Origin of the sequence: Perlabentimonas gracilis, assembly GCF_011174675.1 — a bacterium.
GTDB lineage: Bacteria > Bacteroidota > Bacteroidia > Bacteroidales > Tenuifilaceae > Perlabentimonas > Perlabentimonas gracilis.
Map to the genome: position 1 here is coordinate 28,304 of NZ_JAANIG010000033.1, position 24,166 is coordinate 52,469.

24 protein-coding genes and 2 tRNA genes are annotated in these 24,166 nt (G+C 42.5%); 22 read left to right on the top strand and 4 right to left on the bottom strand.

Going from position 1 to position 24,166, the window contains the following annotated elements:
• The first annotated feature begins 64 nt into the window (after positions 1-64).
• The 5 genes from G8O23_RS13260 to G8O23_RS13280 all read left to right on the top strand — a co-directional run bounded on the left by G8O23_RS13260 (position 65) and on the right by G8O23_RS13280 (position 4,028).
• Complete coding sequence (locus G8O23_RS13260) at positions 65-2,119, top strand: alpha-ketoacid dehydrogenase subunit alpha/beta (RefSeq protein WP_166365629.1); 2,055 nt, start codon at positions 65-67, stop codon at positions 2,117-2,119.
• Positions 2,120-2,137: 18 nt separating this feature from the next.
• The gene (locus tag G8O23_RS13265; RefSeq protein WP_394351924.1) at positions 2,138-2,629 is read left to right on the top strand and encodes a flavodoxin; all 492 of its coding nucleotides are present in this window, start codon (positions 2,138-2,140) and stop codon (positions 2,627-2,629) included.
• A gap of 151 nt (positions 2,630-2,780) precedes the next feature.
• Positions 2,781-3,167, top strand: a complete 387-nt coding sequence (locus G8O23_RS13270; RefSeq protein ID WP_166365633.1) for a DUF1987 domain-containing protein — start codon at positions 2,781-2,783, stop codon at positions 3,165-3,167.
• 51 nt (positions 3,168-3,218) lie between these two features.
• Positions 3,219-3,599 carry a DUF1987 domain-containing protein gene (locus G8O23_RS13275; protein WP_166365635.1) on the top strand — a complete coding sequence of 127 codons (381 nt, stop codon included), beginning with the start codon at positions 3,219-3,221 and terminating at the stop codon, positions 3,597-3,599.
• A gap of 27 nt (positions 3,600-3,626) precedes the next feature.
• Positions 3,627-4,028: a DUF1987 domain-containing protein gene (locus G8O23_RS13280; RefSeq protein ID WP_166365637.1), complete on the top strand. Its 402-nt coding sequence runs from the start codon at positions 3,627-3,629 to the stop codon at positions 4,026-4,028.
• Positions 4,029-4,081: 53 nt separating this feature from the next.
• On the opposite strand, the gene G8O23_RS13285 is transcribed toward G8O23_RS13280, so the two are convergent.
• Positions 4,082-4,154 (bottom strand) — tRNA-Lys (locus G8O23_RS13285).
• A gap of 26 nt (positions 4,155-4,180) precedes the next feature.
• Positions 4,181-4,253: transfer RNA gene (locus G8O23_RS13290), tRNA-Lys, on the bottom strand.
• A 434-nt stretch (positions 4,254-4,687) separates the two neighbouring features.
• Between G8O23_RS13290 and G8O23_RS13295 the strand changes: the two genes are divergently transcribed.
• The 8 genes from G8O23_RS13295 (at position 4,688) to G8O23_RS13330 (ending at position 10,256) form a co-directional block, all read left to right on the top strand.
• On the top strand, positions 4,688-5,197 hold the full coding sequence (locus G8O23_RS13295; RefSeq protein ID WP_166365639.1) for a DUF4252 domain-containing protein: 510 nt from the start codon (positions 4,688-4,690) through the stop codon (positions 5,195-5,197).
• 86 nt (positions 5,198-5,283) lie between these two features.
• Complete coding sequence (locus G8O23_RS13300) at positions 5,284-5,799, top strand: DUF4252 domain-containing protein (protein WP_166365641.1); 516 nt, start codon at positions 5,284-5,286, stop codon at positions 5,797-5,799.
• A 15-nt stretch (positions 5,800-5,814) separates the two neighbouring features.
• Positions 5,815-6,333, top strand: a complete 519-nt coding sequence (locus G8O23_RS13305; protein ID WP_166365643.1) for an RNA polymerase sigma factor — start codon at positions 5,815-5,817, stop codon at positions 6,331-6,333.
• Entirely contained in the window at positions 6,326-6,943 is a 618-nt protein-coding gene (locus G8O23_RS13310; RefSeq protein ID WP_166365645.1) for a hypothetical protein, read from the top strand. Before G8O23_RS13305 ends, G8O23_RS13310 begins: the two co-directional genes overlap by 8 nt.
• Positions 6,944-6,956: 13 nt before the next feature.
• Complete coding sequence (locus tag G8O23_RS13315) at positions 6,957-7,457, top strand: DUF4252 domain-containing protein (protein WP_166365647.1); 501 nt, start codon at positions 6,957-6,959, stop codon at positions 7,455-7,457.
• A gap of 271 nt (positions 7,458-7,728) precedes the next feature.
• A complete protein-coding gene (locus G8O23_RS13320) occupies positions 7,729-9,093 on the top strand; it encodes a methyl-accepting chemotaxis protein (protein ID WP_166365649.1) in 1,365 nt (454 codons plus the stop codon).
• Positions 9,094-9,096: 3 nt separating this feature from the next.
• On the top strand, positions 9,097-9,624 hold the full coding sequence (locus tag G8O23_RS13325) for a methyl-accepting chemotaxis protein (protein ID WP_317169009.1): 528 nt from the start codon (positions 9,097-9,099) through the stop codon (positions 9,622-9,624).
• Positions 9,625-9,653: 29 nt separating this feature from the next.
• Positions 9,654-10,256, top strand: a complete 603-nt coding sequence (locus G8O23_RS13330; protein WP_166365653.1) for a DUF2179 domain-containing protein — start codon at positions 9,654-9,656, stop codon at positions 10,254-10,256.
• 73 nt (positions 10,257-10,329) lie between these two features.
• On the opposite strand, the gene G8O23_RS13335 is transcribed toward G8O23_RS13330, so the two are convergent.
• Positions 10,330-12,006: an amidase gene (locus G8O23_RS13335; RefSeq protein WP_166365655.1), complete on the bottom strand. Its 1,677-nt coding sequence runs from the start codon at positions 12,004-12,006 to the stop codon at positions 10,330-10,332.
• Between the two features lie 150 nt (positions 12,007-12,156).
• On the opposite strand from G8O23_RS13335, the gene G8O23_RS13340 reads away from it, so the two are divergent.
• From G8O23_RS13340 to G8O23_RS13365, 6 genes are all read left to right on the top strand, one after another.
• A complete protein-coding gene (locus tag G8O23_RS13340) occupies positions 12,157-12,702 on the top strand; it encodes a glutathione peroxidase (protein WP_166365657.1) in 546 nt (181 codons plus the stop codon).
• A 165-nt stretch (positions 12,703-12,867) separates the two neighbouring features.
• On the top strand, positions 12,868-15,324 hold the full coding sequence (locus G8O23_RS13345; protein ID WP_166365659.1) for a DUF5916 domain-containing protein: 2,457 nt from the start codon (positions 12,868-12,870) through the stop codon (positions 15,322-15,324).
• Between the two features lie 139 nt (positions 15,325-15,463).
• The gene (ffh, locus tag G8O23_RS13350) at positions 15,464-16,798 is read left to right on the top strand and encodes a signal recognition particle protein (protein WP_166365661.1); all 1,335 of its coding nucleotides are present in this window, start codon (positions 15,464-15,466) and stop codon (positions 16,796-16,798) included.
• A gap of 42 nt (positions 16,799-16,840) precedes the next feature.
• Positions 16,841-17,722 carry a bifunctional methylenetetrahydrofolate dehydrogenase/methenyltetrahydrofolate cyclohydrolase FolD gene (gene folD / locus G8O23_RS13355; RefSeq protein ID WP_166365663.1) on the top strand — a complete coding sequence of 294 codons (882 nt, stop codon included), beginning with the start codon at positions 16,841-16,843 and terminating at the stop codon, positions 17,720-17,722.
• A gap of 184 nt (positions 17,723-17,906) precedes the next feature.
• The gene (locus tag G8O23_RS13360; RefSeq protein WP_166365665.1) at positions 17,907-19,934 is read left to right on the top strand and encodes an OPT family oligopeptide transporter; all 2,028 of its coding nucleotides are present in this window, start codon (positions 17,907-17,909) and stop codon (positions 19,932-19,934) included.
• 79 nt (positions 19,935-20,013) lie between these two features.
• On the top strand, positions 20,014-20,391 hold the full coding sequence (locus G8O23_RS13365; RefSeq protein WP_166365667.1) for a PqqD family protein: 378 nt from the start codon (positions 20,014-20,016) through the stop codon (positions 20,389-20,391).
• Positions 20,392-20,460: 69 nt separating this feature from the next.
• On the opposite strand, the gene G8O23_RS13370 is transcribed toward G8O23_RS13365, so the two are convergent.
• The gene (locus tag G8O23_RS13370; RefSeq protein ID WP_166365669.1) at positions 20,461-21,108 is read right to left on the bottom strand and encodes a hypothetical protein; all 648 of its coding nucleotides are present in this window, start codon (positions 21,106-21,108) and stop codon (positions 20,461-20,463) included.
• Between the two features lie 211 nt (positions 21,109-21,319).
• Between G8O23_RS13370 and G8O23_RS13375 the strand changes: the two genes are divergently transcribed.
• The 3 genes from G8O23_RS13375 to G8O23_RS13385 all read left to right on the top strand — a co-directional run bounded on the left by G8O23_RS13375 (position 21,320) and on the right by G8O23_RS13385 (position 24,043).
• Positions 21,320-22,078, top strand: a complete 759-nt coding sequence (locus tag G8O23_RS13375) for a ParA family protein (RefSeq protein ID WP_166365671.1) — start codon at positions 21,320-21,322, stop codon at positions 22,076-22,078.
• Positions 22,071-22,367, top strand: coding sequence for a hypothetical protein (locus G8O23_RS13380; RefSeq protein ID WP_166365673.1), 297 nt, complete (start codon positions 22,071-22,073; stop codon positions 22,365-22,367). The genes G8O23_RS13375 and G8O23_RS13380 overlap by 8 nt, the downstream gene beginning before the upstream one ends.
• 299 nt (positions 22,368-22,666) lie before the next feature.
• Complete coding sequence (locus G8O23_RS13385) at positions 22,667-24,043, top strand: alanine/glycine:cation symporter family protein (protein WP_166365675.1); 1,377 nt, start codon at positions 22,667-22,669, stop codon at positions 24,041-24,043.
• Positions 24,044-24,166 lie beyond the last annotated feature (123 nt).

Genomic DNA, 24,166 nt, shown 5'->3' on the forward strand with positions numbered 1-24,166 from the left:
GCCAATGGCAGTCAGGCAGGGATAACTTATAACTTATAACTGATAACTGAAAAACGATACTAAAATGTCATACATAAAAAGAAACGATAAGCCTTACGGCATTAAGCAAACATCAAAGGAAACCCTTGAGAAGTGGTATAAATTGATGACCCTTGGGCGTGCTCTCGATGAGCGTGCACCAAACTATCTGAAACAGGCCATTGGCTGGAGCTATCACGCCCCCTACGCTGGTCACGATGGCATTCAGCTGGCCATAGGCCAGGTTTTCGATAAGGAAACCGATCACCTCTTTCCATACTACCGCGATATGCTCACTGTGCTATCGGCTGGTATGACTGCCGAGGAGATTATCCTAAATGGAATATCTAAAGATACTGATCCTTCGAGTGGTGGACGCCATATGAGCAATCACTTTGCCAAGGCGGAGCTAAATATCCACAACTCATCCAGCTGTACGGGCAACCATACGCAGCAAGCATCGGGTGTGGGGAGAGCCTTTAAGCGATACAGCCACAAGGGCGTTGTGTTCAGCTCGCAGGGCGAATCCTCAGTTTCCGAGGGCTATGTTTACGAGGCCATAAATGGCGCGTCAAACGAAAAGTTACCCGTTGTGTTTGTTTTCCAGGATAATGGCTACGGTATTTCTGTACCCAAAAAGGATCAAACTGCTAACCGCAAGGTGGCTAATAATTTCTCAGGATTTAAAAATCTGCGAATATTCCATTGCAACGGTAAGGATGTTTTCGACTCGATGAATACCCTTAAGGAGGCAAAGGAATGGGTAATGGAAAATCAGATGCCCGCCATTGTGCAGGCCAACTGTGTGCGTATCCATTCGCACTCCAACTCCGATAGGCATGAGTTGTATCGCGACGAGTACGAGAAAACCTATGTGGAGCAAGCCGATCCACTAGCCAAGTTCCGCCGAATGCTACTTAACTACAACCGTTTTTCGGAGGATGAACTAGCCGCAATTGATGCTGATGTGAAGCAAATTGTAAAAGATGCTCACAAGAAAGCAATGGCGGCACCCGATCCAAAACCCGAATCAATTCACGATTTTGTTTTGCCCGAACCATACTCTGCTGAGAAATATCCGCAGGGAGTCCACGACTTTAAGGGCGAGCCCAAGAAGCTAATTGAGGGGTTAAACGAAACGCTTAAGGCCGAATTTAGGCATAACCCTGACACCTTTATCTGGGGGCAAGATATGGCCAACAAGGATAAAGGCGGAATTTTCAATGTTTCGAAAGGGATGCAGCAGGAGTTTGGCAAGGATAGGGTTTTCAATGGCCCCATTGCCGAGGATTATATCCTGGGTACAGCCAATGGTATGACCCGTTTTAACGACAAGATTAGAGTGGTCGTGGAGGGTGCCGAATTTGCCGACTATTTTTGGCCAGCCATGGAGCAGTACGTCGACTCATCGCACGACTACTGGCGCTCGAACGGTAAGTTTGTCCCCAATATCACCATACGACTGGCGAGTGGCGGTTACATTGGTGGAGGCCTGTACCATTCGCAAACCATCGAGGGTGCATTGGCATCCATACCAGGGGTGCGTATTGTGTACCCATCATTTGCCGACGATGCGGCTGGATTGCTTCGTACCAGCATGCGCTCTAAAGGGATGACCCTTTTTCTAGAGCCTAAGGCTTTATACAATGCTCCAAAGGCGGCAACTCCAATTCCTGATGATTTTGAGGTGCCATTTGGCAAGGCTCGGGTTAGGAGAGAGGGAACCGACATTTCGATGATTACCTTTGGAAACACTACCCATATGTGCCTTGAGGCAGCAGAAACGCTTGAGAAGGAACAGGGTGTAAGCGTAGAAGTGGTGGATATACGATCAATTGTTCCGCTCGATCGCGAGTCCATCCTAAAATCAGTGAAGAAAACTGGCAAGGTGCTGGTTGTGCACGAGGATAAGGTTTTTGGTGGATTTGGAGGTGAATTAGCCGCTATTATTGCCGATGAGGCTTTCGAGTTCCTTGATGGACCCGTGAAGCGTGTTGGAGCAACCTTTACCCCTGTTGGGTTTAATAGGATATTAGAGGCCGCTATTCTTCCTAGTACCGACAAAATTTTAGCGGCAGCTAAGGACTTAATCCAATACTAATCTATTTTGAATATTAAGATTATGAAGACAGCAATAATATATAGCCACAGCGCTACTAAAACAGTACAAGCAGCAAAGCATATCAAAGAGAGTTATGGTAAACCTATCGACGATATTGATGTTGATTCGCTAAATCCCAACGATTTGAAGAAATACGATATGCTAATCCTTGGAGTGCCAACATGGTTCGATGGTGAACTTCCCCACTATTGGGATGAGCTGGTTCCTGCCATTGAGGATCTTGATTTGAAAAAGCAGAAAGTTGCCATATTTGGTAATGGCGATCAGGTTGGGTATCCCGAGAACTTTGGCGATGCCGTGGGCCTTTTGGCCGAGGTTTTCGAAAGTACAGGCGCAACAATTGTTGGCCATACTAGTACGCAGGGGTATACATTCGAATCGTCTTTAGCCTTACGGAATGATAAGTTTGTTGGCCTTGTGCTCGATTTTGAAAATCAGAATAAAATGAATAAGCCACGAATTAAAGAGTGGATTGAATCGATAGATTAACAACACGTTATGTAGCCTTCACCTAATTTCATTATTTGTGACTATTTTTAACTGTTAAATTGAAATCTCCTTTGTTTTTTCATTACTTTATTCGTAAATTTGTTGACAATGAAATAAAATTTCTAAAACACTCAATAAAAATTAACAATAGATGGAAGCATTAAGCATTAAAGGAACCCACGAAACCCCAGAAGTGCTGTTCAATAAAAATTCAGGAGAATTCTCCATTTCGGGCAAATCACTTCCCGAGGATGTAAAGGAGTTTTATTACCCCCTTGTTAAATGGGTTTCGGAGTACGCCAAATCGCCAAATTCTGAGACGATTCTAAAGGTGAAGATGGACTACTTTAATACAGCCTCATCTAAAATGTTGCTGGAGATATTCGAACACTTTAAGGCAATGTTCGATGCTGGAAACAAAGTGGTAATCGATTGGTACTATCAAGAGGATGACGAAGATATGCAAGACGCTGGAGAGGATTATGCCGATATCGTAGAAGTTCCCTTTAACTTCATTAGCTATCAGCCAATATCCTAATTCAATAAGGCTAGCCAAATTAATGGTTAGCCTTTAATCTTTACCAATAGAATGAAAGTTATTCGTATTGAACCAACCGAAATAACTCCTAAGGTAATACTTAACAAGGCTAAAGAAGAATTTTTAGTCCAAGGTAGGTGCTTACCCGAAGATGTAAAAAAGTTCTTCAATCCAATTATTGAATGGTTCAATGATTACATGGAAGAACCTAACCACGAAACGGTGATGGTACTCGATTTCGACTACTTCAACACAGCCTCTTCAAAAATGTTGCTCATCATATTGTCTAAACTAAGGGATCTTCAAAAGAATGGGAATAGAGTACAGGTAATATGGAAGTATCCTCAGTACGATTTTGAGCTCGAAGAGGCTGGGGAGGAGTTTTCTCAGCTGCTGAATATTCCCTTCGAGTTTTTACCTAAAGCAGAGTAGTAATTGGAAGTACAGATAAATACTATCATGAAGAAACTACACATCAAACCCAAAAAAGATTCACCTGAGGTAATTTTGGACCATTCTTCCAACCTCTTGTCTATAAAAGGCATTTGTCATCCCGAAAATGTTACAAAATTCTTTGAACCAGTCCTTTTTTGGCTCGATGACTTCAAGAAGTATTTAGATGCCAATGGCGAAAAACGTGACATAAAGGTGGTGCTTTTCTTCCGCTATTTTAACTCGGCAACCTATAAATACTTAATTACACTTTTACAAAAAATTAATGAGCTAACGGAAATTGGCAACTCAATATTTGTTGAATGGCACTACGAGGAGGATGACGAAGACATGCTAGAGTCGGGGGAGGAACTATTCGAGTTTAGTGGCCTTAATATGCCTCACGCTTGCATTGAGTCAAAATTCTAGCAATACCGTATATATAAAATAAAAAAGCAGCCCATTTGGCTGCTTTTTTTGTGTGATTCAGCTGGGGCTCGAACCCAGGACCCCATCCTTAAAAGGGATGTGCTCTACCAGCTGAGCTACTGAATCAAAAAAAATATTTTTTAGAGCTCGTGTGATTCAGCTGGGGCTCGAACCCAGGACCCCATCCTTAAAAGGGATGTGCTCTACCAGCTGAGCTACTGAATCATTACTACTAGAAAAAAAAAGGACTTTTACGTCCTTATCCTTACCTAATCTTATGGTTACTAGGCTCAATCATTTGATCTCCGCTTATCACCAAAGCGCTGCAAAACTAATGCTTTTTATCTTTTCCCACAAGCCCTGCAGAGGTTTTTTTTTATTTTTTTAGTAGCGATGTGCAAAATGTATTTAGTAACAGATGTTTATGTGTTGGATTATTTATGAAATGGTTCATCATTGTTACGCTCCCTGATTATGTGAAATGAATATATATAAAATTTTCAAAAATTAATGTATTTTATTTGCCACATATTCAGGTGCTTGAGTGTTGTAACGTATTTTTTTTAGAATGAACTGTTACAAAATGACCCTAAACTCGTCATTATTTCAGAGGCAAGGTTAACCTTAATATCAAATGTTAAATTAAAAAAACAAATCAAATGAAAAGATTAGTATTAATAGTAGCTATGGTAATTGCAGCAAATATATCATTTGGGCAAGCATTTATCGATGAGGTGTTTAATAAGTATTCTGGCCAGCCAGGGTTTACTTCGGTAATGATCACCCCACAGCTGTTCAAGTTGCTAGCTTTGGTCGATAAAACCGATACAGATCTGCAAATGATCTCAGAAAAGATGAATTCTCTCCGTATCCTTGTATCCGAGGACAAGGTAGTTGGGTTTACCGAAGAGGTTAGAGCCAAAATGGATAAAAAGAATTATCTCAACATCATGGAAGTTTTGGATGGTTCTCAAAAGGTAAACTTTTTCGTGCAACAAAAGGGTGATGTAATAACCGATTTTTTGCTCCTTGCCATTGACGGTAAAGAGGAAGTTCTACTCTCAATATCTGGTAACCTTAAGCTGAGTGAGCTCTCGAAACTAGGGACGTCTAGCTCGTTTGGAGGGAGCTCCGGACATCTATCTCTTCTTAAAAACCTTGAGAACTAGCTGTTCTATTTAATGCAAATAATCAGCCCTACAGGCACCATTTACATGTAGGGCTGATGTATAAAAAAACCTAAATAGTGAAAGTCATGAAAAAGTCATTACAAATTTTACTAACCCTAGCATTTAGCCTGCTGGTAACTATGGCTAGCTGCTCTACAAAATCTCAAAGCAACCAAAAGCCTGTACTTTCGCAAATACTTTACCAAGAGGATATTCGCTCATTCAAATTGCCTGGCTTCTTGGTGCGCTACGTGATGCTGATTTCAGAGGAAACACGTATGATTCGTCCAGCTCTTAAAGGGGTCACATCATTTACCATATCTATTTCGGAAGACATGAAGGACTCAAGGAATGTATTTGCTCGAATCAACGAAAGGCTTAGAAAGGCTAATTATAATAGCTTTATGGAGGTAATCGATAGTGATTCTAGAATAACCATAAAAGCCTTAGAGAAAAATGGAAGAATTAGAGAGATGGTGATAATTATTGACGACAGCTCATCATTTGTATGTCTTGGTGTTAAAGGTAACATCAATCCCGAAAACTTTATGCAGCTGGTAACCAACTTCACCGAGGACAGTAAGCTGGCAAAAAACATTTAACAATTGGCCATCTGCATGAATGAGCGTGAGTTTAAGCAAAGGGTACTTCCGCTAGCTAGTCGACTCTATAGCATTTGTATTAGAATGCTAAGAAATGAGCACGAGGCCAAGGATTGTGTGCAGGACGTATTTGTAAAGCTTTGGACAAAAAAAGACTATCTGGCAGAGGTAAAAAGCATAGAGGCATTTGCTTATACGGCTACACGAAATAGTTGCCTCGATAGGCTTAAGCTAAAAAAGCAGATGGTAGATATTGAAACTATTGCAAGTACAGAAGATTCTTTAATTTACAACGGAGAACAGTACAGGGAAGACGATAGAATGCTGCTAATTAGCAAGGCTCTGAGTAAACTCCCTGAGCTACAACAAAAGGTGTTTAACCTTAGAGATGTCGAGAGGTTGGAATTTGATGATATTGCAAATCAGATGGCAACATCACCTGAACATATTCGGGTTTTGCTCTCAAGAGCCCGTAAACGAATTAAAGAGATTATCGAATGCGAATTACAAAGCAAAAAGCAGGTTTATGAGTAAAATGGAGTATAGGGTAAGAGAGTTACTACGTAGGTACTACCAAGGAGACACCTCGCTGGAAGAGGAAGATTCTATAAGGGAGTATTTTTATTGTAACAAGATTATCCCCGTTGACTTAATGGCCGAGAAGGAACTTTTTTGCCCGGAGTTAAGCAATTCGTCCGAGTTGCAGTTCGATCTGGAGGCGGGTATACTAGATGCAATTGACAAGGCACAGAGTAGGCAAAGCTCTTTGAGGGGGAGGACAGTAAAGTTGGCTACTGTTTGGGCTGCTGCAGCATCGGTGGTTATTCTACTTGGCCTAGCATGGTTTTTGTCAAACCGCACCACAGAGACAATGATAGTTGATACCTACGACGACCCTTACGTTGCACTGCAGGAGACCCAACGTGTACTTGCATTGGTGGGTTCAAAAATTAATCGGGTGCAAAATGAGATGCGATCGCTAGACAAGCTAAATCTGCCACACCAGATACTAGAACCAGTTAGTGATTTTTCAAGAAATATACAGCAACTCGAAAAGCTAAAGGCGATAGAAAAGCCAAAAGAAATGCCATTTATTAAGCATATCTTTACAGCGAATTCGAGCAAACAAAATGTTGATAATTAAATACGCATAAGCCATGAGAAAAACCATTGCGCTAGTTGTACTGCTCCTTTTTACAGGAATGTTATTCGCACAAAAATCGCCGGTCGATAAGCTATTCGATAGGTATGCAGGTAAAGATGGGTATACATCCATATTTATATCCGAGTATATGTTCACCCTTTTTGCAAACCTCAATGAGGCCGACAAAGAGTTTCAAGATGTAGTAAAGGGCTTATCGGGCATTAAAATATTAGCAACCGAAAAGCAAAATCCTGATGTTGATTTTCACAAAGAAATTATGAAGGAGCTCCCTACCAATGAGTACAAAGAGCTCATGGTGATTAGGGAAAAAGAGCAAAACCTAACCTTTCTTATCAAAGATATCAAAGGGAAGGTTGTTGAACTTTTACTAATTGTTGGAGGATCTGAGAATGTGCTTATATCGATTCAAGGAAGAGATATAAATCTTCAGAATATCTCTAAGCTATCAAAATCAATGAATATTGATGCGCTAGGCCCTCTTGAAAATATATAGATACTGTAAACATTATAAATGTTAAACCCCAATCACTGAAAGTTTAAGTGGTTGGGGTTTGCTTTTGTTATTAGCTATTGAGGGGTATTGTATCCACAGTTTACTTTTTTTTACTAGGTTTGCCCCGTGTAATTTATTGGAACGATGGGAAATTTGCAAGCATTATAAATCATATTTACGTATGCTTCAAGCATTGAAACATAAAGCTGTAAGCCCCGTTAAATAAGCTATACAGCATAATATATTTAGCTACTTCAAATAATCATTTTCAATGATAAAGTATATCCGCCAGCATCTTAAAACAAACCTTTTGGTTTCAATTCTGGGTGTTTTTACTCTTATTTATGGTTTCGCGCTAACATACATAAGCATAAACTTTAGAGCTAATGCATACAGCGATTCTCAAGAGGTTATTTATAGAACTACTTATGAGTATAAAAATTTAATTGAATACGATTTGGGTCGTTATATGGAAGTAGCATCAACTTTCCGAGATGTTTACAACCGCTACGATCATATTCCCAAAGAGGATCGTGAGTTTTTTTACGATCAGCTTTGCTATGCATGGCTCGAGAATAATCCCGAAATACTATCAGTTTGGCAGGTGTGGGAGATTAAAGCATTTGATCCCACCTATACCCTTAAAAATGGCAGGCATCGGAATGTATATATACGCAGTGGCAATAATATCAATGTAGTTAGGCAAACAGTGGATATGAATAACTTAGACATTGTAAGCCCATACTACATAGCGCGAAAGAATAATATCGAAGAGATTTGGACACCCTATTACGATACCCATACCCCTGAACTTGCAGGAATTCTTATGACATCCATTGTGGCACCCATTCAAAAACATGGCGAATTTATGGGTATAATTGGCATCGATCTAAGCCTTGAATCGATGGGTGATATCATCTCTGAAATAATGCCCTTTGAGAATTCGGTGTCGTATTTACTTGCCGATGACCGTACAGTGGTTGCCCATAGCAGTAAAAACATAGTTGGCAATAAGCTATTGCCTTCACTTACTACCGACACAACATCATTTCACAACACGATTGTCTCAACACAAAGGCGTGATTACAGCACGTTTGAGTACGTAAATCCCGAGAATGGGGAAGAGTACTTTGTGTCGATGGTACCCATTGAGGTTGGAAACAGCCCTTACGTATGGACTTTAGCCATTGAGGTTCCTGTTAGCGTTGTAATGAAGGAGGCCAATGCCTTACTATACCGTACAATCGTTTTTGGTGTTTTAGGCTTAGCCTTAATGTACCTTATTATATGGATTATTGCATCACGCCTTATCTCCCCAATAAAACAGAGTGTCGATTTTGCACAGCAAATTGCCAGCGGAAACCTGATGGTGCAAATTAATATCAACAGGGATGATGAGGTTGGCCTCTTGGTGAAGAGCCTCCAAGAAATGGCCGAAAGGTTGCGTAGTACCATAAGCGAAATAATTTCTGGGACGAATGAAATGGTTGCAGCCAGCGTTGAGTTGCTCGACTCATCGAAACAAATTCTTAGCGGAGCATCAAACCAAGCCTCTTCATCCGAAGAGATATCGGCCTCGATGGAGGAGATGGTTGCCAACATACAGCAAAACAGTGAGAATGCTAAAACAACTTAATCCATAGCAACAAGAGCATCGAACGGAGTTAAGCAGGGGTACGAGTCGTCGAAGCGCGCGCTTGAGGCCATGTCTGAAATTGATGGAAAAATCTCAATTATCACCGAGATTGCCAAGCAAACCAATATTCTAGCCCTTAACGCAGCGGTTGAAGCTGCTAGGGCAGGCGAATATGGCAAGGGGTTTGCCGTGGTAGCTGCCGAGGTGAAAAAGCTTGCAGAGCGTTCGCGCGTAGCAGCAGAACAGATAATTGAACTTAGCAACCATGGGGTAAGCGTTTCTAGCCAATCTGGCAAAGAGCTATCGGAGATAATTCCTGAGATTGAACGTACAGCCGAACTGGTGGTGGAAATTTCAGTTGCGAGTGCTGAACAAAAAATTGGATCGGAACAGGTTAACAATGCAATACAAGAATTAAATTTGGTTACCCAACAGAATACAGAAATGGCTAATTTGTCGGCCACTAAAGCCGATGATCTCTCGGAGTTGGCAGATCGCTTAAAAAAGATCGTAACCTATTTCAAACTTTAAATATCTACATATCCAACAAATCAACAGCTATGCTAACAATTTTCGATGCAGCCTTTTTCGATAGTAATATCTATCTCTATCTGGTGCTACCTCTTCTAATCTTTTTTGCACGCATAATCGACGTTACTTTGGGAACAATGAGGATTATCTTTGTATCAAAGGGGGAGCGTTTGCTTGCACCAATTCTAGGGTTCTTTGAGGTGTTTATTTGGATAATCGCCATTGGCAAGATAATGGGCAATTTAGATAACTACGCCTGCTACTTTGGATATGCAGCTGGCTTTGCCACTGGGAACTGGGTAGGAATGAAACTTGAGGAGCATCTAGCCATGGGTAATATTTTGGTAAGGGTTATTGCCACCAAGGACGGAAGCCTTTTGGTAAAGAACCTCAGCAAAAGTGGCTATGGAGCCACATTGGTAGAGGGCGAAGGGAGTGCTGGAAAAGTTCAGCTGGTTTACTCCATTGTTAGCCGTGAGAATCTAAAGGAGGTGATATCAGTTATCGAAGAGTTTAACCCCAAAGCCTTTTTCACCATAGAGGATGTGCGAAAGGTGAGCTCCGGAATATTCCCCGCCAAATCGCCAATACACAAGCTTAACCCATTTAGGCGCTGGCGAAAAGGAAAGTAGATACAGCTACCACTAATAACAACAAAGGCCTAGTTTTGGAACCGGCCTTTGTTGTATAAGTACTGCTCTATGCCTATTGTTTTGGGGTAAACTTTTCGGGAGTTTCTCTGTACCACTGGGTCTTATCCTGATAAGCTTTACCCAACAGCAAGATCTGATCCTCGCGGTACCAGTTGCCAATAAGTGTAATACTTGTGGGCAGCTTTGAGCTGGAGAAACCAGTGGGCATTGCCAGTGCAGGATGCCCAGTAAGATTGGTCATTAGCAGCTGGTTTCCACCAAAACTAGGGGTTACAATTACATCAACCTCATCAAATAGCTTTACGAATTCCTCTATTAGAACTGTTCTAATCCGATTGGCCTGAAGGTACTCAACTGCAGGGATAAAACGAGCTTTACGGAAAAAGTTTGGCCAAGCCATCTTGCCTTGTCGCACCATCAAATCATCCATATTCGATAGCGTGAGATGACTAAATGCGGCCGCTGCCTCCACATCGAGAATAATTGAAAGGGCTTCCATAGGTAAGTGCTCAGGTAGAGTTACGGGTATAAGCTCAATACCTATATCCTTTAAAACCTCTAGCGCAATGCTGTCGTTAGTTTTAAAGCCATATTCCTTGTCGAAATAGTCCTTGGCGTACCCAACTCTCAACCTAAGGACATCAGCCTTTAAATCAATACTAATTGGCTTATCAACCAGCGTTGGGTCATCTCCATCTGTGCCTGCTATGGCATCAATTACAATGGCACAATCCTGTGCCGTGCGGCATATGGGGCCAATTTTATCCATTGTCCATGATAATGCCATTGCCCCGGTTCGGCTAACCCTACCAAAGGTTGGCCGCAGGCCAGTTACCCCATTAACAGTTGATGGCGATACGATGGATCCCCAGGTTTCGGATCCAATGGCAAAGGGAACCAAGCCTGCAGCAGTGGCCGATGCCGAGCCTGCCGATGATCCGCTTGATCCCATATCGGTATTCCAAGGATTTCGGGTTTTTCCGCCAAACCACACATCACCCCAGGCAAGTTCTCCCAGCGATAGCTTTGCAACCAGCACAGCGCCTGCTTCTTCGAGGTTACTAATTACCGGAGAGGTAATTTCCGCCACTTGATCGTGGTAAATTGGTGAGCCATAGGTAAATGGATATCCTTCAAGAGCCAGTAGGTCTTTTACACCATAGGGAATACCGTGAAGTGGACCACGGTATTTCCCCATTGAAATTTCTTCATCCATAGCCTTGGCCTGTTTAATGGCCCTGTCTTCAAGCAGGGTTATAACGCAGAAAAGTTCGGGGTCGTAGCGTTTAAGCCTATCAATATACATCCGTGTAAGGCTCTCGGATGTAATGCGCTTACTTTTTATGAGGGACGACAGCTCGGCAACGGTGTAATAGCTTAAGTCTTCTAAATTGTCAGGAACAGCTATGGCATTGGGAATACAAAAATCTGACCTCTGCTCCTTAAACTTTGCATTATAGTTCACTGGAATAGGGGAAAAGACAAGAGCAGGTGCCAGGTCGTTAGGTATATCAAACTCATGAATTAGCTTGTACTTCTCAATGGCCTCGGCTACCCCATCCTTTAGTGAATCTCTCTCGGCCTTAGTAAATTGTAGGTTGAAAAGCTTTTCTGCCGATTCAATGCTATGTTCAATTCGGCTTGCCTTTATCCAACTATAAACATTATAACCAACCGATAAGATAAGCAAAATCAAAAGCAATGGTGCTAAAATTGGTTTTCTTTTCATAGTAATTATTTTTTGGTTAAGCGCTTTTGCAATGGACTTGCAATTTACAACTATAGATAAAACAATGTATCATTTTCGATAATTCTTAGAATATCTTGAAAACAATTAGCTTAATGAGGTGTTTAATGGTAAACAATTCAATATTAAACAATGAAAAAACTATTCATACTAGCCGTTAGCATCGTAGCAGGTTCGATGCTAGGAATGGCGCAGCAAAAAACGCTGCATGACTTTACAGTCGAGACCATCAGTGGTCAGCAATTCCCGCTATCAAGCCTAAAGGGTAAAAAGGTAATGGTTGTAAATACAGCTTCGAAATGTGGACTAACTCCACAGTACGAAATACTAGAGAAGCTATACAAGCAGTACAAAAGCAAAAACTTTGTCATCATTGGTTTTCCGGCTAATAACTTTATGAATCAAGAGCCTGGCTCAAACGATGAGATTATGGAGTTTTGCAGTCAGAACTATGGGGTAACCTTCCCTATGATGTCGAAAATATCTGTTAAAGGATCAGATATTCACCCACTGTACCAGTGGCTAACCAGTAAGGATGAGAACGGTGTGGTGGATGCAAAGGTTACGTGGAATTTTCAAAAGTTTCTTATTGATGAGGAGGGAAGGGTGGTTAAATCCGTATCGCCTCGTGAAAGTCCCGATTCCGAAGAGATAGTTAGTTGGATTAGTCAAAGGTAGTCCATTAAGTCTGATTACAAGTGCAAAGCGACCCCATTATTTTGGGGTCGCTTTGCGTATGATCTATATCATACAAAAAAAGCACCACACACCGTTAAACCTTTGCTACCTTTACGTTTCAAAACTCTGACGACAAACAATTGGGGACACTTATCACTTTTCACAATGATTAAAAGAAGAATACTAACATTTATTATAGTATCCAGCATATTTATGCCCTTTGCCCATGCACGCCCACAAAAGGATTTGCCAGAGGGCAAGCGTAAGATAACCGCATACCGAATTGATGAGCCCATTAGAATCGATGGGGTGTTGGACGAGAATGCCTGGCAAAATGCTCAGGTGGCCGATGAATTCTTTCAGTACGAACCATTCAACGGCTCATATCCATCGGAGCGTTCCGAGGTGAGAATTTTGTACGATGATGTCTCCATTTATATTGGTGCCTCACTTTTCGACGAAGAACCCGACAATGTATACAGGGAACTGGGTAAGCGCGATAATGCAGATAATTTAAAGGCCGATGCATTCAGCGTTTTAATTAGCCCATACAACGACGGGATTAACTACCTTGAATTTATTGTTTCTGCATCGGGCGTTCAGGCCGATGTTCGAAGAACGGGTAATTCAACCGATAGAAGCTGGGATGCAGTTTGGGAAAGTGCTGTAACCATTACCGATGAGGGCTGGTTTGCCGAGTTGCGTATTCCCTTTTCGGCACTTCGTTTTTCAAGTAGGATTGATGGTAATTGGGGGCTTAATTTCCGAAGACTTATTAAGCGATACAACGAGTGGAGTTCATGGAATCCCATCGATAACTCTGTGTCAGGTATTGTTAATCAGTCGGGCGAACTATCAGGTATTCGTGACATTAATACTCCCATTCGATTATCGTTTAGCCCATACGTGTCGGGTTATATCGATAAACACCCCGATAACGAATCGCTAGCATGGCAGCTAAATGGTGGAATGGATGTGCAGCTTGGCCTTACTGAAAGTTTCACTCTGGATATGACCCTGATACCCGACTTTGGACAGGTGAAATCGGACGATAAGGTGCTAAACATTTCGCCTTACGAGGTGCAGTATGGCGAGCAGCGTCCCTTTTTTAACGAGGGTATGGATCTATTTCAAAAAGGAGGGATATTTTACTCTCGCCGAATAGGCACTCGCCCCAAGGAGTACAGTGGAGTTTCTGGCCAATTGGACGAACATGAGCAGATTATTGCTAATCCACAAGAAACCGCTATGATTAATGCCACAAAGATATCGGGCCGTACATCATCTGGCTTGGGTATCGGTTTTCTCAATGCAATGACATCTAACACCTATGCAACCATACGCGACACGGTAAACCAAGAGGAGAGAGGTGTCTTAACCCAGGGGTTTACAAATTACAATATGATGGTATTTGACCAAACGCTAAAGAATAACTCCTACGTTAGCCTAGCAAATACCAATCTTTTAATGCCTAGTTCAAGGTACACATCAAATGTTACGGCAACCGACTTTGTGCTGCGCGATAAGGCAAATACATACGCCATTACAGGTAAGGGTGTACTAAGTCAGATAGCTGAAGACGATCTAGATTTGGGTTATAAATATAATCTTGGATTACATAAAACTTCTGGAAACCTGCTTTTTGAGACCTGGACAAATACCGAAAGCAAGAATTATAACCCTAACGATATGGGATATCTAAAAAAGGCCAACGAGTTTAGCAACGGGGCTGGCGTTGGGTATAGGGTTTACAAACCTTTTTGGAAGCTGCTAAACTGGAGCAGTTGGATAGGCGGTTCATACTCTATGCTTCATAATCCAATGGTTTACACCTCATCGCATTTTTACATAAATTTTCGTACCACTTTTGCCAAAACATATCACTACGTTAGCGGAGAGTTTTGGATGGATCCACGCGAAACACATGATTACGATGAGCCCCGTGTTGATGGCCGTATGGTTATTCGTCCTCGTCGATTTGCAGGTAACTTCACTACCTCATCGGACTATCGAAAGCCTTTAGCCATCGATACCCGAACTAGCTACTGGCGTTCGGAGAGCATGGGTATGGATCAGTTTTCGTTCCGTTTTTCCCCTCGCATACGGTTTAGCAACAGTTTCTTTGTGGTTTATCAAATACAGCAAGACTTTAGCAGGAATGATATTGGATACGTTGGAAGAGCCAACGATAATTCAGAAATCTTTATGGGGCTACGCGATGTGTCAACACTTACCAACACCCTCGACGCCCTGTACACTTTCACCGCAAATTCGTTTATAAACATTAGGCTAAGGCACTACTGGCGTTGGTTAGATTATTCAAGTTATCATAGCCTTAATTACGATGGCACCCTTTCTACGCCTATTGCTGATGCTAACATCGATAGAAACATCAACTATAACCTCTTTAATATCGATTTAACCTACGAGTGGCACTTTGCACCCGGAAGCGTACTTAGCGTAGTGTGGAAAAATGTGATTGAAACCTCAAACTCCCATGTTCGTAGCCAGTATTTCGATAATGTAGGAGAGCTCTGGAGCACAGGAAAGGGAAATAGTATCTCGCTACGGATGTTGTACTACCTAGACTATAACACGCTTGTTGGGGGACGGAAAAAGTAATTTGCAGGTATCCAGTTTGTTTTGTCAAGGCGCTAACGATTCTTCATTAGCGCCTTTGCTTTACCTAAACTAAATTTATGGTTTTTTGTTATATTTGCGCTGATTAATTCAGCTATACATTTCAAATCCACATTTCAGTATGTTCGATAATTTAACGGAAAGACTCGAGAGATCTTTTAAACTCATCAAGGGCGAAGGAAAAATTAGTGAGATTAACGTTGCCGAAACGTTAAAGGATGTGCGCAAAGCCCTGCTCGATGCCGACGTAAACTTTAAAATTGCAAAGCAATTTACCGATGAGGTAAAGCGTAAGGCGTTGGGTATGGATGTACTTAACTCCCTTAAGCCAGGTCAGCTTATTGTTAAGGTAGTGCGCGATGAGCTTGCTGAACTAATGGGGGGCAAGGCCGAAGATATTAACCTTGGGGGCAACCCATCGGTTATTCTTATTGCTGGTCTTCAGGGTTCTGGTAAAACAACCTTTTCGGGTAAGTTAGCTAATCACTTAAAGAGCAAGAAGAGCAAAAATCCATTGCTAGTGGCTGGCGACGTTTATCGACCTGCCGCAATCGACCAGCTTAAGGTTTTGGGCGAGCAGATAAATGTTCCTGTATACACCGTTGATGGCAGTAAGGATCCCGTTTCCATTGCCAAGGATGCCATTAAGCATGCCAAGCAGAACAAGCATGATGTGGTGATAATTGATACCGCGGGTCGTTTGGCTGTTGATGAGGAGATGATGAAGGAGGTGGCAGCTATCAAAAAGGCAGTTGATCCCAACGAGATCCTCTTCGTGGTCGACTCCATGACGGGTCAGGATGCCGTTAACACAGCCAAGGAGTTTAACGACAGGCTAAACTTCAACGGCGTAGTGCTTACCAAACTCGATGGTGATACTAGAGGTGGTGCTGCACTTTCAATTCGTGCGGTGGTAAGCAAACCAATTAAGTTTGTTAGCACCGGCGAAAAGATGGAGGCCCTGGATGTGTTCCACCCCGACAGGATGGCCGACAGGATACTGGGAATGGGCGACGTGGTGTCGCTGGTAGAGCGTGCTCAGGAGCAGTACGATGCCGAAGAGGCTCGCAAGCTACAAAAAAAGATTGCCAAGAACCAATTCAACTTCAACGATTTCCTTTCGCAAATTGGTCAGGTTAAGAAAATGGGTAACCTAAAAGATTTGGCTGGAATGATTCCCGGTATGGGCAAGATGATGAAAGATATCGATATTGATGACGATGCCTTTAAAGGTGTTGAGGCCATAATTCACTCCATGACCCCCGACGAGAGGGAGAACCCCGCATTGCTCAATGGTTCGCGCCGTAAGCGTATTGCATCGGGGAGTGGAACTTCCATCCAGGATGTAAACAGGCTAATAAAGCAGTTTGATGATATGCGCAAGATGATGAAGATGGTTTCTGGAGGAGGAGGCAAGAACTTGGGCCGTATGATGGCCAATATGCCCCGCAGATAAACGATTTTGTAATCGAACTAACAAACACTAAACAGATAAGCCATGGAACTACTAGACGGAAAAAAGATTGCCAATGAGGTTAAGGAAGAGATAGCCCAAGAGGTTACTCAGATAAAGACCAACGGTGGTAAAATCCCCTACCTAGTAGCCATTCTGGTTGGTAACGATGGTGCTAGCGAAACATATGTAGGGCACAAGGAGAAAGCCTGTGCAAAGGTAGGATTTAGGAGCGAAGTACTCCGATTCGATGCGAATATTTCCGAGGATGAGTTGCTAAATGAAGTTCATAAGCTAAACAACAACCCCGAGGTTGATGGTTTTATTGTTCAAATGCCTTTACCCAAGCACATCTCCGACCAAAAGGTTATTGAGGCAATCGATCCCAAGAAGGATGTCGATGGGTTTCATCCGGTTAACGTGGGGCGAATGGTGATTGGGTTACCTGCATACGTGTCGGCCACACCCGATGGGATAATTGAACTTTTGCGCAGATATAAGATTGAAACATCGGGCAAGCACTGTGTGGTGTTAGGTCGTAGCAATATTGTTGGCCGTCCCATAGCGAATCTGCTATCGCAGAAAGGCATACCAGGCGATTGTACCGTTACCATTTGCCATAGCCGCACCAAGGATATTCCCTCTATTACACGAACTGCCGATATACTTATTGTGGCGCTTGGCCAAGCCGAGTTTGTCACCGCCGATATGGTAAAGGAAGGGGCAACAGTAATCGATGTTGGAATTACACGAGTAAAATCCGATACTACCAAATCGGGCTGGAAACTGCTAGGCGACGTTAAGTTTGATGAGGTTTCGCCCAAGTGTAGCTACATAACGCCGGTTCCCGGCGGTGTTGGGCCACTCACAATTGTCTCATTACTAAAGAATACTCTTAAAGCATCCAAAAAAGAGATTTACGGATAGACAAAACATAAAATTATAATTGCCAGTTGAGCCACTCATTTCTATAAATGCGTGGCTTTTTATATTATAACAATAGCCCAAACATAAAAAAATAAAAAAATGATTACTTGTAATTATCAGAAAATTTAGCAAATTGCAATTGAAAATGCTTTTATAAATTAGCTAAACTAAAATTCTAACATTTATGTCTGAACCAAAAAAGTTCGTTCCATTTGTTTCGGCCGAAACAAATATGAAAGAGTTCACGCTTAGAGCGTTGCTCATTGGCTTGGTGATGTCGGTTGTGCTAGGAGCTGCCAATGCCTACTTGGGCTTAAAAGCAGGTATGACCATTGCTGCTGTATATCCTGCTGCTGTGGTTGGTATGGCCATCCTTAAAATGGTGAAAGGTAGTATTCTTGAGGAGAATATTGCCCGTACCGTTGGTGCAATTGGCGAATCTGTTGCGGCAGGAGCCATCTTTACCTTGCCTGCATTTTTTGTTGCTGGGCTTTGGGACCCATTTTTTACAGCAGGCAATTACCTTACATCCACGCTTATTCTAATTGCTGGTGGATTTCTAGGTATTATGTTCGTTGCCCTACTGCGTAGGGTTATGGTTGAAAGCACAGAGTTACCTTTCCCTGAAAGTGTTGCTGCTGCAGAGATTCATAAGGCAGGCCGCTCTGGCGGTGGAGGATCAAAATTCCTTTTCCGTGCTATGATCGTTGGTGCTGTGGTTAAAATTCTGGCTGAATTTAAGCTTTTTGCCACCGCATGGGAGAGCTTTATTGTATGGGGCAAGCAAACTATTGCCGGAAGTAGCTTCACAGGGCAAGGAGGTATGTTCCTGGGCTCACCCGGAGTTAGCCCCGCATACATTGGCGTTGGCTACATCATTGGCCCAAAGCTTGGTGCCTTGGCATTTAGCGGTGGTATAATTGCCTGGGGACTTTTAACCCCAATTATACTATACTTTATTGGCCCATCAATGGAGCTGGCCGAAACAGCAACATCGGCCGAGTGGCTTGCTGCTGCTAAGGACGTGTGGGCTCGTATTGTTCGTCCAATTGCCATTGGAGGTATGCTTGTGGGAGCAGCTTTTACCCTATACAATATGAGGCATAGCCTAATTGAGGGCATTGCCCGCTCGGTAAGAGATGTAAAGAAAGCTGCGGCGGGTACACCAGCCGATACCAATAGAATAGAAAAGGATATCAGCTTCTCCTTCACCGTTATTGGTATTATTGCTGTTGCCATCCTAACCTTTGTTATCACTTTCTTTATTTTTAAAACTGCTATGTGGGTAGCAATTGTTGTGGCTGTGCTAATGACAATTCTGGCCTTCTTTTTTGCTGCCGTTTCTGGTTACCTAGTGGGCTTGATTGGCTCATCGAACAACCCTGTGAGTGGTCTAACCCTTACCGCATTGCTGGTTACTGCCTTAGTGCTTGTAATCCTTGGTATCGATGGTGGTGATGCTGGTGTTGCGGCTGTACTTGGTGTTGCAGCCATTGTTTGCGTTTCGGCTGCCGTGGCTGGCGAAATGCTTCAGGATCTTAAAACTGGGCATATCCTTGGCGGAACACCATGGAAAATGGAGATAGGTAATATTATTGGTGTGGTTGCCTCTGGCGCTGTAATGTTCTTCATCCTTACCATTCTTAACGATGGTGATATTGCCCGTGGTAATATTGAGGGGTACGTTGGTGGATTTGGCAGCCAAGAACTTCCTGCACCCCAAGCAAGCCTTATGGCCATTCTGGCTCGCGGTATTGTGGGCGGCGAAATGGCATGGCCATTAATTATTGTGGGTATGTTCATGGGAGTTGGCTTTATTCTTATGCAGGTGAAGAGCCCTATGCTTGTTAGCGTGGGTATGTATCTTCCCCTAACAACAACATTTGCAATATTTGTGGGTGGTATCATTAAGGGTATTATGGATATGATGTCGAACAAGCGCAAGCTCAACGAAGCGCAAAAGCAACGCACCGAGAATGTTGGGGTGCTTTTGGCATCTGGACTAATTGCCGGAGAGGCGCTCATGGGGCTAGTGGTGGCCATGTTTGCCGTGGGTGGTATATTCCTCTTCGAGGTGTTCTCGTTCTTCAAAAACCCTGGTTTCCTTATCGGATTTATAGTGATTATTGTTGTGGCCCTAATACTTATCATGGTGCCATTACGTAATGCCGGTAACCCAGACGAACCTGCTCCACCAAGCGTTGGACATTAATCTAAAGAACCATTTATAAAAGTAAAGCCGATGAAACGTCATCGGCTTTACTTTCTTATTAATATCAATAATTATAGATATGGCAAGTTTTTTTAAGAGGAGAAAGATTTTAAAGAATACAAGTGCGCTGGATCTAATCCCCATTCGTATTCACGATCATAAGGTTGACGATAATGGGATAGTTACCATACTAATTCCCAAGTTTAAGAACGAGAAGTTTGCACGATTTTTTATACCAGCACGAAAGTCCATTTACATCTCTATTCATCTCGATGAGTTGGGCTCTGCAGTTTGGATGGCCATTGATGGTAAGCAAAGCGTAGGGGAGATTTGCGCTGATTTGACAGAGCGACTTGGCGATAAGATTCATCCTGCCGAGGAGAGGGTGGTAAAATTTATGACAGGCTTATATCACAACAAGCATATCACATTTAAGCAGCTTGTGGAGGCCGAATAGAACAACAAGTTGATATAAAAGCTAAAGCGGGATTTTATGCCCCGCTTTAGCTTTTATAATGATATCAATTTATGGAAAGAATGGATTCATCCGATTGTGATAAGGGTTGCCAAAAGGCGATACACCCCATGAGGGGCCGTTGTTAACCCCAAAGGATGCGCCAATACTTACCCTATCCGATATTTTATAGTCCATTCCAAACGATAGCTGCTGATAGTCGGCCTTTGTTACCCCGCTTTGAAACGGCGATATGTATAGCTGATTTTTTCCAAAGGCACCCATTCCGTAAACGCTCAACTTCTCATTTATCTGGTAATGCCCGTAGGCAAAGGCTTCGGTTGGATTACCCGACATCTGCTGTTCACCAACCTGACCCAGCTCCGAGCTGAGGAATGGCAAACCACCCATATTGGTTTGGGTAAACCTCCCGCCTGCCACAATTTGTAGCTTATCGGTGGCCATAAACGAAACGGTAGGGCTGATAAATGTTGATGAAAGTCCTCCACCAAACGAGGAGTAGCTGGTGCCCAGCTCAACGGAGTAGGTAGGTTTGCTCGAAGCAATTCGCCACGGGTCGAATTGGCTTGAATCACTCGAAGCCTGACTGAAGTAGGCGGGATGGTAAAGTTTATGCAAATCCCTTGTAAGCTGTGCATTACCCACGTAGCCCAGCAAGACAAAAATCAAGAGGAATGAATGTCTCCAAAAGATTTTCATAACAATTAAAATTTACGGTTTCACTACAATCTTATAAACCAAATTATGTTGGTAAAGTTATGCAAAATGACCAAAATCTTTATGAAAATAGTGTTAAAAGCTATTATAATTACTCATCGGCTATGTTTAAAATCATTGGCAGTGTGGCATTGCAGTAAAAATTCATATATTAGTGCTTTAAAATGAAGCGATTCAATTTAACCAGCTCTGTATGGCAAACATTATCAGTATAATAAACAATAAGGGAGGGACAGGCAAAACCACAACCGTTCTAAACCTTGGTGCAGCATTAACCAAAAAAAGAAAGCGAGTTCTTCTGGTCGACCTCGATAGCCAGTGTAACCTAACCTCGGCCTTTGGAGCCGACACGCCTGAAGTAGGAGTGGGCGACTTGCTGGTTGGGAGCGCAACGTTGGATGATGTTATGATTAAGAATGGAAAGTTGAGCCTTATTCCATCAAGTGAGAAACTTCTCGATTTTGAGTTTCAGCTTAACAATGAGCCTGGTAGGGAGTATATGCTCCGCGAGCAGCTCGACAAAGTGGCTGATGATTTCGATTTTATTCTAATAGACTGTCCACCCAGCCTGGGAACACTTTCGATAAACTCGATGGTGGCCGCCAACCATTTTATTGTTCCTATGCAGGCCGAAAATTTTGCCTTTATTGGGCTCGATAGAATTATGCTGATATCAGAAAAGGTGAAGAAAAGGATGAATCCGGATTTGGATTTAGCGGGGATACTATTTGTTAAGCTTGATCCTCGCACCAAGTTTAGCCAGGCCGTAATTCATAGCCTATCCGAAAATCAGAACTTTAAGGGGAAACTTTTCAATACATACATCCGGCAGGATATTTCGCTAATGGAATCGGGCGCATTTAAACAATCGGTATACGATTATGCTCCTAAGAGTAGAGGCGCCGACGATTACAACGATTTGGCAAAAGAAATACTTAAGATATATGGCTAAGAAGAGTAAGCATACCATAAACGACATCCAGAAGGCCCTGATGTCGAACACTCGTTTCATCAAGGAAGAGGATGTACCTGCTGACACAGTGCCTATCCCCGGCAGTACCGAAGTGAACCCAGCAGAATCGCAGGTTGCAATTGACCCGCTAATTATGAAGAAGATAAAGATTCTTGCACCATTCATGGGTGAAACAACCGACGAGCTTATCAACAAAGCGCTTAACCACTACCTCAGGCTAAAGTCGCTTCAGCTCGATCAGGCAATCCAAAAAATTACAGAGGAATAATCATACTTCATTGCTAAATATTAGTTTAGGGTTGGCATACGCCAACCCTTTGCTATTTAATTCACATTAGTTTTGAACCTTTCGAAGTAAAGGGTATCTAAAAAATTTGATGTTAATTGGAGCAGAAAATACAAGAACGTGGTTTGCAAAGAGCTATTGAAAATATTTACGACAGAAAATCAACCTATATAAATTTTGCATTATGCAATTACTATTCTATTTTTAGCAATCATAAATTCTTAACCCTTTAAAAAACAACCCTAAAAATTATTAATCCAATCCTCGAGTCAATCAACAACGTGATTTCGTTTTACAATGAGTACGTTGGGGGTTATCTAATTCTTTTACTGCTTGTTCCAACAGGTATATACTTTACCTTTAAATTCAAGTTTTTACAGATATCGCACTTTAGGCACGCTTTAAGGCTTGTGGCAGGTAAATACAGCAAGAAGGACGAGACAGGCGATGTGAGCCATTTTAAGGCTCTCACAACAGCCCTGTCGGGTACTGTGGGTACTGGTAATATTGTAGGCGTTTCGCTGGCCATATACCTCGGTGGCCCAGGTGCAATATTTTGGCTTTGGGTAACTGGCTTTTTTGGCATGATGCTTAAAATGGTGGAGTGTACCCTTGCTCAAATTTTTAGAAAGGTTAACGACGACGGATCCATATCGGGTGGCCCTATGTATTATATTGAGATTGGACTGAAAGAAAAGCTGGGACGATTTGCAAAACCCCTCGCACTAGTATTTGCTGGAGCAGCTGCTCTTTGTACACTTGGTACAGGCAATATGGCTCAAGCTAACTCCATTTCCGATGTACTGCTTACCAGCTACAACGTACCAATATTAGTTACAGGAATTATCCTTGCAGTACTAGTGTTACTAATTATTGTTGGCGGATTAAAACGAATTGCCAATGTAACATCAACCCTAGTACCCTTCATGGCGGCTCTTTACTTTTTATCGGCAATAATTGTAATAGGCGTCCACTGGAGAGATATCCCAAGTGCTTTTGGCCTAATTATTAGCGATGCGTTTACTGGAACAGCAGCCACAGGCGGTTTTGTGGGCTCAACCTTCATCATGACATTGGTGTGGGGTGTTAGGCGAGGCCTTTTCTCCAACGAGGCAGGGCAGGGGTCGGCCCCAATGGCCCACGCAGCAGCTAAAACAGAGCATCCAATGCGCGAGGGTTTTGTTGCTTCGCTCGAACCCATGGTTGACACCCTAATCATTTGTACTCTTACGGCATTGGTTGTAATAATTTCGGGTGCGTGGACTTCGGGTATTCAAGGGGTTGGAATGACAATTGAGGGTTTTCAGGAGGGGATGGGCCGCGTAGGCTTAGGTGGATTTGCTACCCATGTAGTTACTCTTGGTTTGCTGCTTTTCGCATTCTCAACTATTATTAGCTGGTCGTACTACGGTAGCCGGGCCATACAGTACATATTTAGCGATAAGGCCATTAAGCCATACTACTTCATTTTTGCTCTTTTCACTTTTTTTGGTGCAATTTGGGGTATCGATATTGTGTGGAACTTTGTAGATATGGTTATTACCTTTATGACAATTCCTAACCTGATAGCGTTACTGCTTTTAGCACCCGTTATGACCAAGGAGGTGAAGCGCTACAAAGAATTTTTAAGGAAAGAGAAGTTGATGGGGCGAAACTAACCACCCATAAAATATGTAATACGAAACGAGGGTGTCCAAAAACGGATTCCCTCTTTTTTGTTCAACAAAACACTGATTGTCAGTAAAATAGTTGTGGAATAATTTGGCTATATGCTTGATGTT

What these genes read in the sequence shown, in the direction of transcription:
- G8O23_RS13260 (WP_166365629.1), top strand. Translation starts at nt 65, where the DNA reads ATGTCATACATAAAAAGAAACGATAAGCCTTACGGCATTAAGCAAACA.
- G8O23_RS13270 (WP_166365633.1), top strand. Translation starts at nt 2,781, where the DNA reads ATGGAAGCATTAAGCATTAAAGGAACCCACGAAACCCCAGAAGTGCTG.
- G8O23_RS13275 (WP_166365635.1), top strand. Translation starts at nt 3,219, where the DNA reads ATGAAAGTTATTCGTATTGAACCAACCGAAATAACTCCTAAGGTAATA.
- G8O23_RS13280 (WP_166365637.1), top strand. Translation starts at nt 3,627, where the DNA reads ATGAAGAAACTACACATCAAACCCAAAAAAGATTCACCTGAGGTAATT.
- G8O23_RS13295 (WP_166365639.1), top strand. Translation starts at nt 4,688, where the DNA reads ATGAAAAGATTAGTATTAATAGTAGCTATGGTAATTGCAGCAAATATA.
- G8O23_RS13300 (WP_166365641.1), top strand. Translation starts at nt 5,284, where the DNA reads ATGAAAAAGTCATTACAAATTTTACTAACCCTAGCATTTAGCCTGCTG.
- G8O23_RS13305 (WP_166365643.1), top strand. Translation starts at nt 5,815, where the DNA reads ATGAATGAGCGTGAGTTTAAGCAAAGGGTACTTCCGCTAGCTAGTCGA.
- G8O23_RS13310 (WP_166365645.1), top strand. Translation starts at nt 6,326, where the DNA reads ATGAGTAAAATGGAGTATAGGGTAAGAGAGTTACTACGTAGGTACTAC.
- G8O23_RS13315 (WP_166365647.1), top strand. Translation starts at nt 6,957, where the DNA reads ATGAGAAAAACCATTGCGCTAGTTGTACTGCTCCTTTTTACAGGAATG.
- G8O23_RS13320 (WP_166365649.1), top strand. Translation starts at nt 7,729, where the DNA reads ATGATAAAGTATATCCGCCAGCATCTTAAAACAAACCTTTTGGTTTCA.
- G8O23_RS13330 (WP_166365653.1), top strand. Translation starts at nt 9,654, where the DNA reads ATGCTAACAATTTTCGATGCAGCCTTTTTCGATAGTAATATCTATCTC.
- G8O23_RS13335 (WP_166365655.1), bottom strand. Translation starts at nt 12,006, where the DNA reads ATGAAAAGAAAACCAATTTTAGCACCATTGCTTTTGATTTTGCTTATC.
- G8O23_RS13340 (WP_166365657.1), top strand. Translation starts at nt 12,157, where the DNA reads ATGAAAAAACTATTCATACTAGCCGTTAGCATCGTAGCAGGTTCGATG.
- G8O23_RS13345 (WP_166365659.1), top strand. Translation starts at nt 12,868, where the DNA reads ATGATTAAAAGAAGAATACTAACATTTATTATAGTATCCAGCATATTT.
- ffh (WP_166365661.1), top strand. Translation starts at nt 15,464, where the DNA reads ATGTTCGATAATTTAACGGAAAGACTCGAGAGATCTTTTAAACTCATC.
- folD (WP_166365663.1), top strand. Translation starts at nt 16,841, where the DNA reads ATGGAACTACTAGACGGAAAAAAGATTGCCAATGAGGTTAAGGAAGAG.
- G8O23_RS13360 (WP_166365665.1), top strand. Translation starts at nt 17,907, where the DNA reads ATGTCTGAACCAAAAAAGTTCGTTCCATTTGTTTCGGCCGAAACAAAT.
- G8O23_RS13365 (WP_166365667.1), top strand. Translation starts at nt 20,014, where the DNA reads ATGGCAAGTTTTTTTAAGAGGAGAAAGATTTTAAAGAATACAAGTGCG.
- G8O23_RS13370 (WP_166365669.1), bottom strand. Translation starts at nt 21,108, where the DNA reads ATGAAAATCTTTTGGAGACATTCATTCCTCTTGATTTTTGTCTTGCTG.
- G8O23_RS13375 (WP_166365671.1), top strand. Translation starts at nt 21,320, where the DNA reads ATGGCAAACATTATCAGTATAATAAACAATAAGGGAGGGACAGGCAAA.
- G8O23_RS13380 (WP_166365673.1), top strand. Translation starts at nt 22,071, where the DNA reads ATGGCTAAGAAGAGTAAGCATACCATAAACGACATCCAGAAGGCCCTG.